This is a genomic window from Bradyrhizobium betae (assembly GCF_050632175.1).
Lineage (GTDB): Bacteria > Pseudomonadota > Alphaproteobacteria > Rhizobiales > Xanthobacteraceae > Bradyrhizobium > Bradyrhizobium betae_B.
Window position 1 is genome coordinate 325,649 of record NZ_CP192576.1, and the last position, 16,685, is coordinate 342,333.

17 protein-coding genes and 2 pseudogenes are annotated in these 16,685 nt (G+C 64.7%); 6 read left to right on the top strand and 13 right to left on the bottom strand.

Annotated features, from left to right (window positions below):
* The first annotated feature begins 13 nt into the window (after positions 1 to 13).
* Positions 14 to 1,899: pseudogene (locus ACQ86E_RS01720) on the top strand (CHASE2 domain-containing protein).
* Positions 1,900 to 1,910: 11 nt separating this feature from the next.
* Here the strand turns inward: ACQ86E_RS01720 and ACQ86E_RS01725 are convergent.
* The 4 genes from ACQ86E_RS01725 to ACQ86E_RS01740 form a co-directional block, all read right to left on the bottom strand.
* On the bottom strand, positions 1,911 to 3,413 hold the full coding sequence (locus ACQ86E_RS01725; RefSeq protein ID WP_431203933.1) for a glycosyltransferase family 39 protein: 1,503 nt from the start codon (positions 3,411 to 3,413) through the stop codon (positions 1,911 to 1,913).
* Positions 3,414 to 3,443: 30 nt separating this feature from the next.
* On the bottom strand, positions 3,444 to 4,589 hold the full coding sequence (locus ACQ86E_RS01730; protein WP_431203934.1) for a glycosyltransferase family 2 protein: 1,146 nt from the start codon (positions 4,587 to 4,589) through the stop codon (positions 3,444 to 3,446).
* Positions 4,590 to 4,853: 264 nt separating this feature from the next.
* A complete protein-coding gene (locus tag ACQ86E_RS01735; protein ID WP_431203935.1) occupies positions 4,854 to 5,054 on the bottom strand; it encodes a hypothetical protein in 201 nt (66 codons plus the stop codon).
* A 138-nt stretch (positions 5,055 to 5,192) separates the two neighbouring features.
* Positions 5,193 to 5,573 (bottom strand): hypothetical protein, encoded by a 381-nt coding sequence (locus ACQ86E_RS01740; protein ID WP_431203936.1) that lies wholly within the window; start codon positions 5,571 to 5,573, stop codon positions 5,193 to 5,195.
* Positions 5,574 to 5,653: 80 nt separating this feature from the next.
* Here ACQ86E_RS01740 and ACQ86E_RS01745 point away from each other — a divergent pair, with 80 nt between their 5' ends.
* Together ACQ86E_RS01745 and ACQ86E_RS01750 are read left to right on the top strand one after the other, a co-directional pair.
* Positions 5,654 to 6,508, top strand: a complete 855-nt coding sequence (locus tag ACQ86E_RS01745) for a DUF72 domain-containing protein (RefSeq protein ID WP_431203937.1) — start codon at positions 5,654 to 5,656, stop codon at positions 6,506 to 6,508.
* Positions 6,505 to 6,978 carry a DUF488 family protein gene (locus ACQ86E_RS01750; protein ID WP_431206370.1) on the top strand — a complete coding sequence of 158 codons (474 nt, stop codon included), beginning with the start codon at positions 6,505 to 6,507 and terminating at the stop codon, positions 6,976 to 6,978. Before ACQ86E_RS01745 ends, ACQ86E_RS01750 begins: the two co-directional genes overlap by 4 nt.
* Positions 6,979 to 7,145: 167 nt before the next feature.
* On the opposite strand, the gene ACQ86E_RS01755 is transcribed toward ACQ86E_RS01750, so the two are convergent.
* From ACQ86E_RS01755 to ACQ86E_RS01780, 6 genes and pseudogenes are all read right to left on the bottom strand, one after another.
* Positions 7,146 to 8,060 carry a PhzF family phenazine biosynthesis protein gene (locus ACQ86E_RS01755; RefSeq protein ID WP_431203938.1) on the bottom strand — a complete coding sequence of 305 codons (915 nt, stop codon included), beginning with the start codon at positions 8,058 to 8,060 and terminating at the stop codon, positions 7,146 to 7,148.
* 176 nt (positions 8,061 to 8,236) lie between these two features.
* Positions 8,237 to 9,544: an adenylate/guanylate cyclase domain-containing protein gene (locus tag ACQ86E_RS01760; RefSeq protein ID WP_431203939.1), complete on the bottom strand. Its 1,308-nt coding sequence runs from the start codon at positions 9,542 to 9,544 to the stop codon at positions 8,237 to 8,239.
* A 31-nt stretch (positions 9,545 to 9,575) separates the two neighbouring features.
* Positions 9,576 to 10,739 (bottom strand): ABC transporter permease, encoded by a 1,164-nt coding sequence (locus tag ACQ86E_RS01765; RefSeq protein ID WP_431203940.1) that lies wholly within the window; start codon positions 10,737 to 10,739, stop codon positions 9,576 to 9,578.
* The gene (locus tag ACQ86E_RS01770; protein WP_431203941.1) at positions 10,736 to 11,668 is read right to left on the bottom strand and encodes an ABC transporter ATP-binding protein; all 933 of its coding nucleotides are present in this window, start codon (positions 11,666 to 11,668) and stop codon (positions 10,736 to 10,738) included. Before ACQ86E_RS01770 ends, ACQ86E_RS01765 begins: the two co-directional genes overlap by 4 nt.
* The gene (locus ACQ86E_RS01775; protein ID WP_431203942.1) at positions 11,665 to 12,468 is read right to left on the bottom strand and encodes an HlyD family secretion protein; all 804 of its coding nucleotides are present in this window, start codon (positions 12,466 to 12,468) and stop codon (positions 11,665 to 11,667) included. The genes ACQ86E_RS01770 and ACQ86E_RS01775 overlap by 4 nt, the downstream gene beginning before the upstream one ends.
* A pseudogene (locus ACQ86E_RS01780) lies at positions 12,465 to 13,126 on the bottom strand (TetR/AcrR family transcriptional regulator). The gene ACQ86E_RS01775 and the pseudogene ACQ86E_RS01780 overlap by 4 nt, the downstream one beginning before the upstream one ends.
* Positions 13,127 to 13,231: 105 nt before the next feature.
* Here ACQ86E_RS01780 and ACQ86E_RS01785 point away from each other — a divergent pair.
* Genes ACQ86E_RS01785 through ACQ86E_RS01795 form a run of 3 tightly spaced genes read left to right on the top strand, consistent with a single transcriptional unit; the run spans position 13,232 to position 14,454 of the window.
* Positions 13,232 to 13,567 carry an ArsR/SmtB family transcription factor gene (locus ACQ86E_RS01785; protein WP_212023706.1) on the top strand — a complete coding sequence of 112 codons (336 nt, stop codon included), beginning with the start codon at positions 13,232 to 13,234 and terminating at the stop codon, positions 13,565 to 13,567.
* Positions 13,564 to 14,028: an SRPBCC family protein gene (locus ACQ86E_RS01790; RefSeq protein ID WP_431203943.1), complete on the top strand. Its 465-nt coding sequence runs from the start codon at positions 13,564 to 13,566 to the stop codon at positions 14,026 to 14,028. The genes ACQ86E_RS01785 and ACQ86E_RS01790 overlap by 4 nt, the downstream gene beginning before the upstream one ends.
* Before the next feature lie 12 nt (positions 14,029 to 14,040).
* Positions 14,041 to 14,454: a GFA family protein gene (locus ACQ86E_RS01795; protein WP_431203944.1), complete on the top strand. Its 414-nt coding sequence runs from the start codon at positions 14,041 to 14,043 to the stop codon at positions 14,452 to 14,454.
* A gap of 4 nt (positions 14,455 to 14,458) precedes the next feature.
* On the opposite strand, the gene adhP is transcribed toward ACQ86E_RS01795, so the two are convergent.
* From adhP to ACQ86E_RS01810, 3 genes are all read right to left on the bottom strand, one after another.
* The gene (gene adhP, locus ACQ86E_RS01800) at positions 14,459 to 15,484 is read right to left on the bottom strand and encodes an alcohol dehydrogenase AdhP (protein ID WP_431203945.1); all 1,026 of its coding nucleotides are present in this window, start codon (positions 15,482 to 15,484) and stop codon (positions 14,459 to 14,461) included.
* A gap of 142 nt (positions 15,485 to 15,626) precedes the next feature.
* On the bottom strand, positions 15,627 to 16,037 hold the full coding sequence (locus ACQ86E_RS01805) for a DUF2000 family protein (protein ID WP_431203946.1): 411 nt from the start codon (positions 16,035 to 16,037) through the stop codon (positions 15,627 to 15,629).
* 78 nt (positions 16,038 to 16,115) lie between these two features.
* Positions 16,116 to 16,505 (bottom strand): DUF4189 domain-containing protein, encoded by a 390-nt coding sequence (locus ACQ86E_RS01810; protein WP_431203947.1) that lies wholly within the window; start codon positions 16,503 to 16,505, stop codon positions 16,116 to 16,118.
* Positions 16,506 to 16,685: the final 180 nt, after the last annotated feature.

Below are 16,685 nucleotides of genomic sequence, written 5' to 3' on the forward strand. Positions count from 1 at the left end.
GCAGTACGACGTAATGAAGAGACGCGTTCAGATTTTGGCGGCACTCATCCTCACCGGGCTGTGGGGCGCGGGCATCTATGCCGGCCATGCCAATGGTCACCTGCGTTTTCTCGATCGCCTCGAGGCGACGCTGACGGATTGGCGAACCCAGGTCCGCGGCGTGCAGGTTCCGCCCGATCTCGTGACCATCGTCGCGATCGACGACACCGTGGTCAAGCGGGGCGGCAGCTATCCGCTGCCGCGCGCAGATCTCGCCCGCGTCGTCGACACCATCGTGCAGTTCAAGCCGAAGGTGGTCGCGATCGACCTGCTGCTGGTCGACCGCAGCGCCGCGATCGGCGACGCCACGCTGGCGAACACGCTGGCCACGGGCCCGATGGTGCTCGCCGCCGCGGCGATCTTCCCGAGCGCCAGCGAGACCGTGGAGCCGAGCAGCGACGGCCCCTCGCCGTTCTGCCTCGGGCCGAGCGCTTCCTGCTGCCGCTTCCGGCGTTCGCCGACCACGCCGATGTCGGAATCGTCAACGTCGCGACGGGGCAGTCGGGCTCGCCGCTCTCGGTGCCGATGCTGTTCCGGACGGCAGACAAAGTCGAGCTGTCGTTCCCCTTGCGCGTCGCAAGCCGTGCGCTCGACAAGCCGCTGACGATCGCGCCGGATCATCTCCTGCTGGGCGACCGCGCGGTGCCGACCGATGCCGATTTCGCACTGCCGATCACCTATTACGGCCCGCGCCGCACCATCCGCACCGTCAGCGCGCAGAGCATTTTCGACGGCACGCTCAATCGCGCGGCGATCGAGAACCGCATCGTCGTGATCGGCGCAGCGGTCGCCGGCGGCGGCGACTTCTACCCGACACCATTCGATTCCCTGATGCCGGGCGTGGAGGTGGTCTCGACCGCGATCACCCATCTCGTCGCCGGCGACGGCATCGTGCGCGACCGCAAGGTCCGTATCGCCGACGCGCTCACCGCGATCCTGCTGCCGATGCTGCTGGTCGGCCTGCTGGCCTGGCGGCGCAGTGCACCCGGCCTCATGGCCGCGGCCGCGGTGATGATGGCGTGGGGCGGATTGAACCTGTTCGCGTTCACGCACGGCGTCTGGTTGAATGCCGCAACAACGCTCGCTGCCGCCGTCCCGCCGGTCGTGGTCTTTGCCGGCGCGCAGCTCTGGGTGGGCGGCCGCCGTACGCAGTATTTAGCCGCCAAGAGCCGGTCGCTCGCGCAATTTCAGGCGCCTGCGGTGCAGGAGTGGCTGGCGCGCGATCCCGATTTCCTGTCCAGGCCCGTGCGGCAGGACGCAGCCGTGGTCTTCATCGATCTCTCCGGCTTCACGGCGTTCAGCGAAAAGATCGATCCGGACGAACTCCAGGATCTGCTCAGGACGTTTCACGCGCTGATCGACAAGGCGGCCGTCGACTGCGACGGCCTGATCACCGGCTTTCTCGGCGACGGCGCCATGATCCTGTTCGGCCTGCCCGGCGCCATGCCCGACGACGCCGCCCGCGCCCTGAAGTGCGCGATCAGCCTGCATCGTCGCGTCGAAGACTGGATCGCGGCGCTGCCCCCTGCGATCGGCGGCCGGCTCGGCTTCAAGATCGGCGCGCATTTCGGTCCGATCGTCGCCTCTCGTCTCGGCGAAAGCCACCAGCACATCACGGCGACGGGCGACACCGTCAACGTCGCGAGCCGGCTGATGGAGGTCGCCGCACAAAACAAGGCGCGGCTCGCGCTGACCGATACGCTGCTGAATGCGGCCGACTTTCAGGGCGATCCCGACGGCGTTCTGACCGGCCCGCTGCTCACCCAGGTCCGCGGCCGCTCCGGCGTCGTGACGGTGTGGTTCTGGCGCGACCGGAACGGGCCGAGCCAGACCGCGGCCAGGGCCGAGATGATCGACTGATTTTTGAGTCGCTACCTTGCTTCCGGCGGCGGCGAGCGATCCAGCACATCGCCTTTGGCGCCTTCGAGCAGATCGATGCCGTAGGTCTCGACCACGAGCGGGCCGCGCTTGCGCTGCAATTGCGCGACCTGCGTCACCTGCGCAAAGAGATCGCTGAGGAAGGGATTGCCGTTCGGACGCAGTTCGTCGACATAGAGCAGCTTGCCGGCGAGCAGCTTCGGATCGGGCTCGGGCATGTTGACCCAGCGGATGCGCTGGTTCTGTTGCACCACGCAGGAGCCGCGCGGCAGATAGAAGGCGAGCCAGCCGGTGGTGCCGTAGTCCGGCGCAAGGACGCAGGTCGCGCCATGGCGCGCGCGCACGGTTTCAATCTCCGCGGCGAGCTCCCGCCAGCCGACACCGACGCTGCGCACGGTCGCGTCGCGGCGATAACCGGACAGCCAACCAGTGTTGGCCTGCATGATCAGCGCTGCAAACATCACGATGCCGGCGGGCGCGGCCCAGCGTTGGCAAAACTCCACCAGGCGCCGCTGCCGCGGCTTCCACTGCACCAGGTTGGCGGCCGCGGCTGCGGCGACGACGAAGGGCGGGTAGACCGGCGCGAACCAGTTGGCCTCGACGCGGGCATGAAGCGAATGCCAGACGAAATAGGCGACGATGGTCCAGAACATCGTCTCGATCAGCACGCGCGAGGCCAGCGCACCGGCCCGGCGCCAGGTCAGCGCGTGCAGCCCCATCGCGCCGAGGATGAAGACCAGCGGCGTTGCGAATGCGATCTGGGTCGGGATCAGCTCGGCGATGAAGACCGGACGGAAATCCTCGATCTTCGCACGCCCGAGCTGCTTTGCGAACGAGACCCATTGATGATCCGCATTCCACAGGATCACCGGCGAGAACAGCGCCAGCGCAACGAGGCCGCCGAGATACGGCCAGGGCGAAAGGAACCAGTGCCTGAGCTTCGGCACGGCAGCGAGCCAGATCAGGATCGCCAGCCCGAAGAACATCGCGGTGTATTTCGACAGCAGCGCCGCACCGACCGCTGCGCCGACCGCGAGCCACCAGGCGCCCCGGCCGGTCTCCAGCACTTTTGCGAGAAAGAACAGCACGAAGCTGGAGGCAACGAGCAGCGGCGCATCGGGCGTCACGATCAGCGTGCCGACCGAGGCCATCATCGTGACATTGAGCAGGATGGCGCTGGTCGCGGCCACGCGCGCACCACCGAACAGGATCGCAGCGGAGCGATAGATCGCATAGCTCATCGGCAGCGCGAGCAGGATCGAGAACACGCGCACGCCGAACTCGGTGTCGCCCGCGATCATAGTGCCGGCGCGGATCACATAGGCGACCATCGGCGGGTGGTCATAGTAGCCGCCCGCCAAATTCTTCGACCACATCCAGTAATAGGCTTCGTCGAACGTGATCGGGGTGAACGCCGCTGCGACGAGCCGCAGTGCCACCAGCACAAGGATCACCAGCGCCGTATTGCGGACGATCCGCGCGTCAGCCCCGCCCATACCGCTTTCCTTGCCGGTTTCCTTGACGCGCTATTTCTTGCGCCAAACGAACAGTCCGGACATCGCGTAGTTCCACACCACGCCCATCAGCGCACCGGCCATGCCGGCAAGCCACCAGATCGGCTCCTGGTCGTAGACCGAGAACGCGACGCCGACATTGGCGAGCAGGCCGACGCTACACACGATGTAGAATGCGATCAGGCCGCGCAGCAGCGCAAAACCCTTCAGCCGCTGGTCGCGATAGGTGAGGAAGTTGTTGAGGACGAAATTGCTGGTCATGGCGACGACGGCGCCGGCGGCCTGCGCCTCCGCGAACGGCACCTTGATCAGCCGAAGCGCGATGAACAGCGTGGTAAGATGCACCACGAGGCCAATGCCGCCGACCATCGCGAACAGGATGAAGCGCAGCGAGACGGCGTCGTTGGTGAACTTGGCCAGCACCAGACCCAGAAAATCCAGCGCGACCATGGAATCGAGCTTGCTCTCGCCGTGCTGGCGCTCGCCGAACGTGTAGGGAATCTCGACGGCGCGCAGGCTGCCGTTTGCGCTGGCCACGAGATCGAGCAGGATCTTGAAGCCGTGCACCGACAATTTCGGCGCCAGTTGCTCGAAGCGATCGCGGCGGACCATGAAGAAGCCGCTCATGGGATCGGCGATCTCGACCCGCAGCGTCTTCCTGGCGAATTCGGTCGCGAGCGCGCTGGCGCCGGCGCGCTGCTTGTTGAAACCTTCGCTCTTGTAACCCTCGATGTAGCGGCTGCCGACCACGAGATCGGCCTGCCCGCTCGCGAGCAGCGATAGCATCTTCGGCAGTTGCGTCTCGTCGTGCTGCAGGTCGGCGTCGATCACGGCCGCGTAGGGCGCGCTGGAGGCCAGGATTCCTCGATGCAGGCGCCCGACAGGCCGCGCCTGCCGATGCGGCGGATGCAGCGCACGCGGCTCGTCGCGCTGCGCCAGCGCGCGCACGACGTCCCAGGTGCCATCCGGCGAATTGTCATCGACGAACACGACCTCCCAGGCGATCCCGGCAAGCACCGCCTCCAGCCGCCGGTAGAGCACCGTGACGTTGTCGCGCTCGTTGAAGGTCGGGACGACGACCGACAATTGCGGCGACGGCGAAGATGCCTGATGGGCCTGCGGCGTGTTGTCGGTGCCCGGTCTGATCGCTTCATTCATGACGGCAGCGTATATCCGCCGCGTCCTGCGCTGCCAAGTTCGGCGATGCGAAGCCGGGATTTTCGAGGGGAAACGGCCCAAAAGGGGCCTCAAAATGCCAACGACCCCGGAACGGCGGACCGCGCGTACATCCGGCGCGAGCCCATGCTATTCCAAGGTCGTCCCAGCGCCGGAGTTTTCCGCTCAACGTCGCCGTTACAAGCTAGATGGGGACGGCAATACCGCTTTTCAAGGGGGCAAAGGCCCCCGATTTTGGGGCCGCCGCTAGTTCGGGACTTCCTTGATCACCGGACCACGCGGTACGGGTGCGGCGGGTGCCACCGGCGCCACAGCAGGAGCAGGCTCGACTTTCGCCGGTTTGGGCGGCTTGCCGTACTGGCCGATCGGCCCGAAGACGACGGCGACCGCAAGCACGATCGCCGCGACGATCGCGCCCAGAATGCCACCCACCGACTCAGACGACATGGAAACCCATCCCTTGCTCCAGATCGCGCGGTAATATCATGGATGAGCGCGGGGCCGGAAGGGGCGAATAGCGAATGGCGAGGAGCGAACAAGGCAGCCGTGGTCGTGCCCTATTTGCCACTCGCCATTCGCCACTCCCTACCTGGCCGGCGGCCTGTGCTTGACGAAGGCCGTCACGACATCCTTCTGCGCCGACTCCACTGCCCTGTTCGCGGTCGCGAGATGAGCGCCGGCATCGATGGCCGGATATTGCGTGGTGAGATAATCCAGCAACGCGACCCGGTAATATTGCCGTTCCGACGGACAGGCGCCGGCAACCGAGCGGCCAAAATCCTGTTCCGAGAGGCCCTGATTGCTGTGGCGCGAATATTCCCGCGCCAGGCAATGCCAGTAGTCGTCGCGGCCCTGCATGGCGAGCTTCTGCGCCCCTTTCGCATCGTCATCGTCAGCCATGGCAGCTCGTGTCATGGCAGCAGATGTCATCATGACGAGCGCCGCTCCCAGCATCAGCCTCCGCATCTTGTTCTCCTTTTTCGCAGACCGTTTTGCGAGCTTAGACGGGCCGCGGCAACTGGCCAATCACAACTCGTTTGACTAGGATGAGGTCCCTCCCCCGACGATGCGAGATCCTCCGTGGCCAAAGCAAAAACCGCGTCCAAAAATCCGGCAACATCTTCATCGGCATCGGCGGCTGGACCTTCGAGCCCTGGCGCGGCGTGTTCTATCCGGAGAAGCTGACGCAGGCGAAGGAGCTGTCCTACGCGGCCTCGAAGCTGACTTCGATCGAGATCAACGGCACCTATTACGGCTCGCAGAAGCCGGAGAGCTTTCGCAAATGGGCCAGCGAAGTGCCGGACGGATTCGTGTTCTCGGTGAAGGGGCCGCGCTTTGCGACCAACCGCCGCGTGCTCGGCGAGGCCGGCGATTCCATCAAGCGATTCTATGATTCCGGCGTGCTGGAACTCGGCGACCGGCTCGGGCCGGTGCTATGGCAGTTCGCGCCGACCAAGAAATTCGACGGCGCCGATTTCGGCAAGTTCCTGGAGCTGTTGCCGCGCAAGCTCGAGGGGCGCGCGCTACGCCATGTCGTCGAAGTCCGCCACGACAGTTTTTGCACGCCTGACTTCATCGCACTGATCCGCGAATTCGAGACGCCCGTGGTGTTCGCAGAGCACGGCAAATATCCGGCGGTTGCCGATGTCGCGAGCGACTTCGTCTATGCGCGGCTGCAGAAAGGCAATGACGACATCAAAACCTGCTATCCGCCGAAGCAGCTGGACGCCTGGGCGGAGCGCCTTCAGGCCTGGGCCGCGGGCGGGGAACCCGACGATCTGCCGAAGGTCGACAAGGCCAAGCCGAAGAAAGAGCCGCGCGATGTGTTCGCCTATGTCATCCACGAGGGCAAGGTGCGAGCGCCGCACGGCGCCATGGAACTGATCGCGCGGGTAAGCTGAGGACGCGGCATGGCAAAGGCAAAAAGCTCTTCACCATCGGCTATGAGCAGACGCCGCCCAAGGCGGTGCTGGACGAGCTGGAAGAAGCCGGCGTTAAGCTCGTGGTCGACGTGCGCGCGGTGACGTCATCGCGCCGGCCGGGCTTTTCCAAGAAGCAGCTTGCCGCAGGGCTCGACGAACGCGGCATCGCCTACGTCCATCTCGCCGCGCTGGGCACGCCGAAAGAGGGCCGGCTCGCCGCGCGCAGCGGACAGTACGACGTGCTGGAGAAGATTTTCTCAAAGCACCTGAAAACGCCTCAAGCCCGGGAGCAAATGGACGAACTCGCGGCCTTGGTAAAGAAGGCGGGCCCTGTATGCCTGCTCTGCTACGAGCGCGACCACAGCCATTGCCACCGCCAGATGATCGCGGAAGTGATCGAGGAGCGCGATGGGGTGACGGTGAAGAACCTGGTGGGGCGGCAAGTGTAGCCGTAGCCGTCATCCTGAGGTGGCCGCTTCTTCAGCGGCCCTCGAAGGACGACGGCGTGCCACCGGTGGGGCATCTCGGCCGCGCATCCTTCGAGGCTCGCAGGGGCTCGCACCTCAGGATGGCGGATCTACGTGGCGGCGTGCAGCACGAATTTGGAAACGCGATCCTACTCTTCCCTAGCCAGCCGGAACGTCCCTTCCATCATCTGCACACAACTGCCACCGACATGCGCAGAGACGGTCTTGCCGTCCTGCTTGCGCACTCGCGTCAGGAGCAGGCTCGGCCGGCCCATGTCGAAGCCTTGGCCGATGGTGAGCTTCAGCTCGCCGTCGCGCATGGGATCCAGATCGGCGAACAATGCGGCGGCCGCGACCGTCGCGCTGCCGGTGGCTGGATCCTCGATCAGGCCGCTGGCGCCGGGGAAGAACATGCGCGCCTGCCGTTCGCAAGGCGCCTCCGCGGGGGGCACCTCGCGGGTGTAGAAATAAACCGAGAACGCGCCGTCGCGCGGCAGCATCCGGGCAAACGCCGCGGCGTCGGGCTTCGCCCGGCGAACGGCCTCGCGCGAGCGCGCTTCCGCCACCACGAAAGGCGTTCCAACACTGACAATTTGCGGCGCGTGGTGATCGAGCACGATGTCGGCCGCGGTCAGGGAAATGCAGGCTGCGACCTCGTCGGCCGAACAGTGCGCAAGCCGCGAGAGCGGCTGCGGCGCCGTGAGTTCGGTGCTGGCCACCCGTCCCTGCTCCCGAACGATATCCACCGGCACGAGGCCCGCCTTCTCCTCGAACAGCAGCCGCGGCTTCGGTTCTTTCGCGTGCGTCGCCAGCACGAAGGCGGTGCCGACATTGGGATGGCCGGCGAAGGGCAGCTCCCTCACCGGCGTGAAGATGCGCACCTCGGCATCGTTCGCCTTGTCGCGCGGCGGCAGCACGAAAGTCGTCTCGGAATAGTTGAACTCGGTTGCGATCGCCTGCATCTGCTGCGTCGACAGTCCGCCGGCGTCGAGCACAACGGCGAGCTGGTTGCCGCCGAAGGCGCGATCAGTGAACACGTCGACGGTGATGTAGCGGCGCTGCATCGTCACTTCCTCATGACAGTCGCGGCCGCGATCGGCCGCATCGCCGGCAATCTACAAGCCGGTGGTATCGTCCGTCATGCCCAAAAATTCGGAGCAATCGGAGCAATGGTGGACGGAGCGTCAGACGCGACGCTCGGACGATTCAAGTATCCAAAGCGCGCTCGTCTCGAAACGCGTCAACCCAGTTGATAAACCGCCACCTTCTGCTCATAGCCGCGCACCTCGACCTCGCCGAGCGCGACGGCATCCTTGCCGTCGTCGCCGAGCGCCTCACGCACCGTCGCGGAGATCAGCAGTTGCGAGCCGAACTCCTTGTTCAGCGCCTCAAGCCGCGAGGCGAAGTTCACGGTGTCGCCAATCACCGTGTATTCCTTGCGCCGGGGCGAGCCGATATTGCCGGCCACGACCTCGCCGAAATGAATGCCGATACCGATGCGCAGCGGCCAGCTGGTCTGCGCGTTGATGCGCTCCATCGCGGTCAGCATCTCGCGGCCGGCAGCGACTGCACGTTGCGCGGCATCGGAAGCTTCCAGCGGCGCGCCGAACAGCGCGAGAAAGCCGTCGCCCAGAAACTTGTTCACGATGCCGCCCTGGCGGTCGAGGACGTCCACCAGCACCGCGAAGGCGCCGTCGAGCCGGTCGACCACCTCCTGCGGGGTACGCGACTGTGCGCCGGCGGTGAAGCCGCGAAAATCGACGAACATCACGGCGACGCGGCGCAGGTCGCCGGCCGCGCTGGTGCCTTCCGCCATCAGCCGTTCCACCACCTGCGGCGAGACGTGCTGGCCGAACAGGTTCGTCACGCGATCGCGCGCGGTGGCGGCGGCAATGCTCGCGGCAAATTGCCGCCGCAACTGCGCACCGACCGAGCCCGCGAGCACGCCGCAGATCAGGATGATGGTGCTGCGCACTGCGTGAAAATAAGTCTGCGGTTCGCCGCTTACGCTCGCGGGATCATAGATCAGCGCGACGACGAACAGCTCGGCCGAGGCGACAAGGCCAGTGAAGGTGGACAGGTAGAAATCGAGCCGCAGGGTCGAGAGGATGACGAAGATGAAATAGATCAGCGGTACGGCGAAGCCGAGCGCCTGGGTCGAGCCCATGGACCGGATCTGGAGGATCAGGATCACGGTCGGCAACGACGTCTCGATCAAGGCGCCGATATAGCGCCGGATCACCGGCAGATCGCGATCGAGCTTGAGGTTCTTCCTGATCTGGGTATGGACCCAGACCTCGAACAGGATGAAACCGATCAACAGGCCGTAGACTTCGGCGAGCCCCTCCGCTCCGCGCCATACCCGGTTCACGACGGCGGGGTCGACGAGGTACATCGCGGTGAGAAACAAGATCAGGACGCAGCCCGTCATGATCAGCGCCCGCACCCGCAACAGCTCGGTGCGAAGCACTTCCCGCGTCAGTTCGCGCTCGAAATCTTCAGACAAGACGGCATGCTGCCGCGTCTTCCTGCTCGCAAACCTGACCATTTCGCCCCCTTCGATTCAGGGGCATCTTGCCTCAATCCAGCGTGCGGCGGAAGCGCGTCACGGCGACCGTCATGGCGACCAGCATCAGGGTCGCCAGCGCCAACGTGTCGAAGTGCAGATTCTGCATGCTCGCGCCCTTCAGCATGATGGCGCGGACGATGCGCAGGTAGTGGGTCAGCGGCAGGCACTCACCGACATACTGCGCCCAGGCGGGCATGCCGGCGAACGGAAACATGAAGCCGGAGAGCAGAATACTCGGCAGGAAGAACATCATCGACATCTGCATGGCCTGGAGCTGGTTCTGCACCAGCGTCGAGATGGTGTAGCCGATCGACAAATTGGTGGCGATGAACAGTGTCGACAGCAACGCCAGCAGGAAAACATTGCCGAGCAGCGGTACTCCGAACAGCGTGACACCGATGCCGATGATGAGGAAAGCCTGGACGAAACCGACGAACACATAGGGCAGGATCTTGCCGAACATCACCTCGATCGGCCTGATCGGCATCGACAAGAGGCTCTCCATGGTGCCGCGCTCGACCTCGCGCGTGACCGAGAGCGCGGTGAAGATCAGCATGGTCATGGTCAGGATGGTGCCGACGAGACCGGGCACGATGTTGAGGCTGGAGGACGCGGCGGGATTGTAGCGCGCATGGGCGCGGATCTCGAACGGCATCTCCGGAGGATCGCCGATGTAGAGATCGTGCTTGAGCGCGGTCTGCACCAGCATGCCGAGCGAACCGAGCGCGGCACTCGCCGCCACGGGGTCGGTGGCGTCGGCCGCGACCAGAAGCGCCGGCCGGTCTCCGCGCCGCACCGCCCGCTCGAAGCCGCGCGGGATCTCGACCCCGAACAGCACCTTGCCCGATTTCAGGAGATTGTCGAAATCGTCAACGTCGTGCACTTCGTAGATGAAACGGAAATATTTGGTGTTCTCCATCGCCTTCAAAATCGAGCGAGCGAGATCTGAATCCTCCTGGAGCAGCACGGCGCTCGGCAGATTGTGCGGCGTGGTGTTGATGGCATAGCCGAACAGCATGAGCTGCATCACCGGCAGCATCACGATCATCGCGAACGACACGCGGTCGCGCTTGAGCTGGATGAATTCCTTGATCAGCATCGCATAGGAGCGCCGCAGGAAGCCGAAGCGTTCGCGGATTTCATGCACCGGGGCCGGTTGATCGACGGCGCTCATTGAAAATTGTCCTTGGAGCGGCCCATCAGTTCGATGAACACGTCTTCAAGCGATGGCGGCGATGTCTGCCAATGCAGGCTGCTGCGCTGGCGCCACGGCGCGATGCTGGCTTCGAGCGCGGCGACGTCGCGCCCCGAAACATGCAGCGAGGTGCCGAAGGGCGCTACCATATCCACACCGGGCTTGCCGGCAAGCGCGGCCGTGAGTTCGTTCAGGTTTTCGCCCGTCACGGTGTAGGTCGAGAGCGCCGACTTCGCGATCACCTCTTCCACCGTACCGTGCGCAAGGAGATGGCCGTAGGCGATATAGGCGATCTCGTGACAACGCTCGGCTTCGTCCATGTAGTGGGTCGAGACCAGCACGGTGAGACCGTCGGCCGCGAGCGCGTGGATCTCGTTCCAGAAATCGCGCCGCGCCTTGGGGTCGACGCCGGCGGTGGGCTCGTCGAGCAGCAGCAGTTTCGGACTGGGCAGCGTGCAGGCCCCCAGCGCCAGCCGCTGCTTCCAGCCGCCGGAGAGCTCGCCCGCAAGCTGCTCCTCGCGGCCCGACAGCCCGAGCCGCTTGATCATCTCGCGCGCTGCGCCGCGCGCATCGGCGAGGCCATAGAGCCGCGCGACGAATTCCAGATTCTCGCGCACCGAGAGGTCCTGATAGAGGCTGAAACGCTGGGTCATGTAGCCGACCTGACGCTTGATCTTTTCGGAATCCTTCAGGATGTCGTAGCCGAGGCAGGTGCCCTCGCCGCTGTCGGGCGTGAGCAGGCCGCAGAGGATGCGGATGGTCGTGGTCTTGCCGGAGCCGTTCGGCCCGAGGAAGCCGTAGATCGAGCCGCGTTTCACCTGCATCGACAGATCGTGCACGACCTCGCGGCCGCCGAACGACTTGGTCAGGCCCTTGACGTCGATCGCGATGCCGCTATCGCCGCTCATCGCTTGTCCGCCACCGGAGTCTTATTTTCAGGATTCTTGGGATTGAGATTGACGTCGATCGGCTGGCCCACGCGCAGCGCATCGGGGCGCGACGGCCGCGCCTGGATGAGATAGACGAGCTTGTTGCGCTCCTCGAGGCTGTAGATCACCGGCGGGGTATATTCGGCCGAGGTCGCGATGAAATAGATCTTTGCGGTGAGATCGGCGGCGCAATTGTCGCAGGCGACTCGCACCGTGTCGCCGATCGCAAGCTTCGGCAGTTCGGTCTCCGGCAGGAAGAAGCGCAGCTTCATGTTGCCTGGCGGCATGATCGAGAGCACCGGCCGCTGCGCCGCCACCATCTCGCCCTCGCGGAAATAGATCTGCTGGATGGTGCCGGCGACGGGCGCAAAGCCCTTGCGCCGCGCCAGCCGCGTCTCCGACGTCACCACCCGCGCTTCCGCCACGCGCAAGGCCGACACGGCGGAGTCGAGATTAGCCTGCGTGCCCGAACCGGTCTTGCTCAACGAGGCCGCACGGTCATAGGTCTGCTGTGCGTTCGCCAGCGTCGCCTTGGTCTGGTTGAGATCGGCCAACTGCAGATCGTCATCGACGGAATAGAGGGCGTCGCCGACCTTGACCTGGTCGCCCTCGCGAACGCCGAGCTTCGTCACCCGGCCGGCTTCGTCCGGGCTGACGAAGATCATGTCGGCCTCGACCCAGCCCTGAAAGCCGGGATCGCGCTTCTCCTTGCAACCGGCAAGGCCGGTTGCGAGCACGATGGCCAATGCGAATCTAGAAAACGCCTGCGACGACCTCATGTCGCCCTCCGTTCGCCAAAAATCAAATCGAGATGGACGCGCAGCATGTCCTGGGCGTCGAGCGGCGCATGTCGCGCAAAAAGGCCCTGCCAGATCACCGCGATCATCGCGGGCGCGACCAGGATTTGCGGATAACGTGCGAGGTTCTTCTCGCGGATCTCGCCGCGGGCAATGCCGAGCTCGATCAGCGCGCGCATGGCGGCGACCCCCGCGAAACCACTTCACGGTAGTAGAAATCGGCAACGGACGGAAAGCGCGGCCCCTCCGCCACGATCAGACGCACCAGATCGCCGCGCCTGGTCCCGATCACCTCTTTGAGGAAGTCGCCGGCGAAGGCCTCGACGAGGTCGCGTACCGAGCCGGTCGGCGGAGGCAGCGCAGTCAGCCGCGCGACCACCGGCACGATCACGGTGCGCACGAGTTCCTCGAACATCGATTCCTTGTCCTTGAAGTGCAGGTAGATCGTGCCCTTGGCGACCCCGGCGCGCTTTGCGATGTCGTCGAGCCGTGTCGCGGCAAAGCCGCGCGCGATGAACTCCTCCATCGCCGCATCCACGATCGCCGCGCGCCGCTCAGCCGCGCGTGCGGCGCGGTTCGAGGCGGGCGCCGCCTCGCCGGCTGCAGATGATTTGACGGACCTGGTCGGCTTCTTTGTCATTCCTCAAATATGACTGACTAGTCAGTCATAGTCAATCGCAGACCAGACTCGTCGAGCCGACGAATTAGCATTTGCTAATGCATTAGCTTCTGCTAATCTATTTGCATGATCGAAGCCGCCCCAAATCCCATAACGACCGTCATGCGCGCCCTCGCGGACCCGACCCGCCGCGCCGTGTTCGAGCGCGTGTTCGAGAGTAAGGAGATCAGCGTCGCCGAACTGACCCGTGGCAGCGGCGTCACGCAGGGCGCGATCTCGCAGCACCTGAAGTCCCTCAAGCAGGCCGGCCTCGTCGCCGAGCGCGCCGAGGGCCGCAACGTCTACTACCGCGCCGCGCCGCAAGGACTCGAGCCGCTGGTCACCTGGATGGACCATTACGGCGTGTTCTGGCGCGAGCGCTTCCAGAACCTGCGTGACCTCTTGAAGGAGATCGATCCGTGAGTGCATCCGAGTTGAAAGCCGAGACAAAAGACATCGTCCTCGACGAGGTCCTCCCTCACGCGCCCGAGACGATTTGGAAGGCGCTGACCAGCGCGCAACTGATCGCGCGCTGGCTAATGCCGCCGACCGGTTTCGAGGCCGTCGAAGGCAACACTTTCACCTACCAGACGACGCCGGGCGGCGCCTGGGACGGCGTCATCCATTGCCGGGTTCTGGAGGTCGTACCGAACCGCCGCCTCGTCTACGCCTGGAAAGGCGGCGATGCACGCAACACCGGTTACGGCGCGCCGCTCGACACCGTCGTGACATGGTCCCTTACCCCGGTTGAAGCCGGCACGCGGATCCGCCTGGTTCATGCGGGCTTCGTCCTGCCCAGGAACGAGTCGGCCTACACGGGCATGAGCGGAGGCTGGAAGAAGGTCGTCCGCCAGCTCGACGAGATCAGCAGCGAAGAAGAGTAAGGCATCATCGCGATGGACAAGCCCTATACCGGCGGCTGCGCCTGCGGCGCGATCCGCTATTCGATTGCGGGTGAGCCGCTGTTCAGCAATCACTGCCAATGCCGGGACTGCCAGCGGGAGAGCGGCAGCGGCCACGGCTCGTACGCCACGTTCGCGCGCGCCGGCGTCACGCTGACGGGCGAGGCGAAGCACTGGGACATGGTCGGCGACAGCGGCAACGTGAAGACGCGTGCCTTCTGCGCCGAGTGCGGCTTGCCGGTATACATGACGTTTGCCGCGATGCCCGACATCTTCACCATCCGTGCTGCAAGCCTCGACGAGCCCGCCCGCTACAAGCCGCAAGTGGTGACCTACGCAGCGCGCGGACACGGCTGGGATCATCTCGATCCGACCTTGCCGAAATTCGCGGGCATGCCGCCAGCCTGAGGCGCTAGCCAAAATCGAGCACCATGCGGCCGTCGATCTTGCCGGCCTTCATGCGGTCGAAGACGTCGTTGATCTGCGCCAGCGGCACCTTCGCCACCTCGGCCTTGACCTTGCCGTCAGCGGCGAAGGCGATGGCCTCGTCGAGATCGCGCCGCGTGCCGACGATGGAGCCGCGCACGGTGATGCGCTTGAGCACGACGTCGAAGATCGGCGTCGGGAATTCGCCCGGCGGCAGGCCGACGAGGCTGACGGTGCCCTTCCGGCGCACCATCTTCAGCGCCTGTGCAAAGGCTGCGGTCGACACCGCCGTCACCAGCACGCCGTGGGCCCCGCCTCCGGTTGCGGCCAACACCTTGTCGACGGCATCGGCCTCGAGCGCGTTGACCGCGAGATCAGCCCCGGTCTCGCGCGCGAGCTTGAGCTTGTCCTCGGCGATATCGACGGCAACGACCTTCAGCCCCATTGCCTTGGCGTATTGAATAGCGACATGACCGAGCCCGCCGACGCCCGAGATCACGACCCATTCGCCGGGCCGCGCATCCGTCTCCTTCAGACCCTTGTAGGTGGTGACGCCAGCGCACAGGATCGGCGCGATGGCGGCAAAGTCGACCGACGCCGGCAGCTTTGCGGCGAAGGCGGACGATGCAATGACATACTCGGCAAAACCGCCGTTCACGCTGTAGCCGGTGTTGTGCTGGTGCTCGCATAGCGTCTCCCAGCCAGTCTCGCAATATTCGCAAGCCATGCAGGCATCGTGCAGCCAGGCAACGCCGACGGCATCGCCGACCTTCAGATTTTTCACACCGGGTCCGAGCGCGGCAACGATGCCGGCCACTTCATGGCCGGGGATGAAGGGCGGCACAGGCTTCACCGGCCAGTCGCCGGAGGCGGCGTGCAGATCGGTGTGGCAAACGCCGCAAGCCTTCACTTTGACCAGCACCTCGCCGGGACCGGGCTGCGGCACCGGCACGTCTTCGATCACCAGCGGCTTGCCGAATTGTCTGACGATTGCGGCTTTCATGGTCGGCATGTGTCGGCTCCATTGCAATATGCGGAGCAGACTAGTGCGGCCTGACAGTTCACCCTTGATTGGAGTCAAACCGCACAAAGTTTGCGCAGCGCTCGCGTTATCATGACATTGCGATGACCGCAGCGCATCGCGCGGGGCCGGATCAGCTATGGAACTTCAGCCCATCGACGATCTTGTCGATCACCTTGCGGTCGGCGCGCATCGCGATCCCAACGAGATTGAGGTCCGTGCGTGCCACCGCCCTCACCGCCTCGCGATTGGCGGCATCATGCGTGGTCTTGAACATGTCTTCGGTATAGAGCGCCGGCTTGACGCTGCGCGTCAGCGCACGATCGAGCGCACGCGACAATGCGGGACCGTCGGCGCCGTAGATCAGGATCGGTTGGCCGATCAACGCGTGGTATGTCGTGCTTGAGGCGTCCTCATAGGGCTCGCCGATGCATTCCGGGAACGCCGCGGCAATACCGCTGGTAAGAAAGGCCGCGACATTGAGCTTCTGCCAAGCCTGAAGATCGTTGCGGATCACGACGGCGATCTTGGTGTCGAACTGCATGCCTATCCTCGACTGTCATTCCCTGAGCAATGCTATTCATCGCCGCTGAATGAGCCAAGAGGAATCAGCCAAGAGGAATCAGCCTTTCGCGTCGCAGGCCCAGGCCCGGATCACGCATTCCTTGCCACCATATTTGTAGCATTCGCGCGTGGCGGCATTGAGCGTAGCCGAGATCTTCGGCTTGACGGCGTAGCCATAGGCGCCGCAGGGATTGGCCATATCGACCGACATCGCAGCGCAGGCGCGCTTCATCGTCACGGTCGTGCAATCGCCCTTGCATTGCTTGAGCGCCGCAGCGCGGGCGTCGTGCTCGGCACCGTAATCGAAGGCCTGGCCGTAGGCGCCGCACTTGCCGACAGCAAACGCGCCGGCGGCGTGAGCCTGTGTGATATAACGGGCGCCAGCGACACTTACCGACAGCGCAAAGAAAAACATCGCGCAGCGGCGCGCGACGACGTTGGAAGCCATGGAAAACCCCTCCCCCCAAGGCAGGTGGCGAGCACTCTAAGAGGCGGTCGTTTCCAGATGGTGAACGGGGAGTTGAAATCGGACGATCGGGAGACGCCGTAGGGTGGATTAGCGAAGCGCAATCCACCTCTTTTGTTTCCGCTGAGACACCGTGGTGGATTACGCTTCGCTAATCCACCC

Bases quoted from the DNA above. Each gene is read 5' to 3' on its own strand.
- ACQ86E_RS01725 (WP_431203933.1), bottom strand. From the start codon at position 3,413: ATGGGCGGGGCTGACGCGCGGATCGTCCGCAATACGGCGCTGGTGATC.
- ACQ86E_RS01730 (WP_431203934.1), bottom strand. From the start codon at position 4,589: ATGAATGAAGCGATCAGACCGGGCACCGACAACACGCCGCAGGCCCAT.
- ACQ86E_RS01735 (WP_431203935.1), bottom strand. From the start codon at position 5,054: ATGTCGTCTGAGTCGGTGGGTGGCATTCTGGGCGCGATCGTCGCGGCG.
- ACQ86E_RS01740 (WP_431203936.1), bottom strand. From the start codon at position 5,573: ATGCGGAGGCTGATGCTGGGAGCGGCGCTCGTCATGATGACATCTGCT.
- ACQ86E_RS01745 (WP_431203937.1), top strand. From the start codon at position 5,654: ATGAGGTCCCTCCCCCGACGATGCGAGATCCTCCGTGGCCAAAGCAAA.
- ACQ86E_RS01755 (WP_431203938.1), bottom strand. From the start codon at position 8,060: ATGCAGCGCCGCTACATCACCGTCGACGTGTTCACTGATCGCGCCTTC.
- ACQ86E_RS01760 (WP_431203939.1), bottom strand. From the start codon at position 9,544: ATGGTCAGGTTTGCGAGCAGGAAGACGCGGCAGCATGCCGTCTTGTCT.
- ACQ86E_RS01765 (WP_431203940.1), bottom strand. From the start codon at position 10,739: ATGAGCGCCGTCGATCAACCGGCCCCGGTGCATGAAATCCGCGAACGC.
- ACQ86E_RS01770 (WP_431203941.1), bottom strand. From the start codon at position 11,668: ATGAGCGGCGATAGCGGCATCGCGATCGACGTCAAGGGCCTGACCAAG.
- ACQ86E_RS01775 (WP_431203942.1), bottom strand. From the start codon at position 12,468: ATGAGGTCGTCGCAGGCGTTTTCTAGATTCGCATTGGCCATCGTGCTC.
- ACQ86E_RS01785 (WP_212023706.1), top strand. From the start codon at position 13,232: ATGATCGAAGCCGCCCCAAATCCCATAACGACCGTCATGCGCGCCCTC.
- ACQ86E_RS01795 (WP_431203944.1), top strand. From the start codon at position 14,041: ATGGACAAGCCCTATACCGGCGGCTGCGCCTGCGGCGCGATCCGCTAT.
- adhP (WP_431203945.1), bottom strand. From the start codon at position 15,484: ATGCCGACCATGAAAGCCGCAATCGTCAGACAATTCGGCAAGCCGCTG.
- ACQ86E_RS01805 (WP_431203946.1), bottom strand. From the start codon at position 16,037: ATGCAGTTCGACACCAAGATCGCCGTCGTGATCCGCAACGATCTTCAG.
- ACQ86E_RS01810 (WP_431203947.1), bottom strand. From the start codon at position 16,505: ATGGCTTCCAACGTCGTCGCGCGCCGCTGCGCGATGTTTTTCTTTGCG.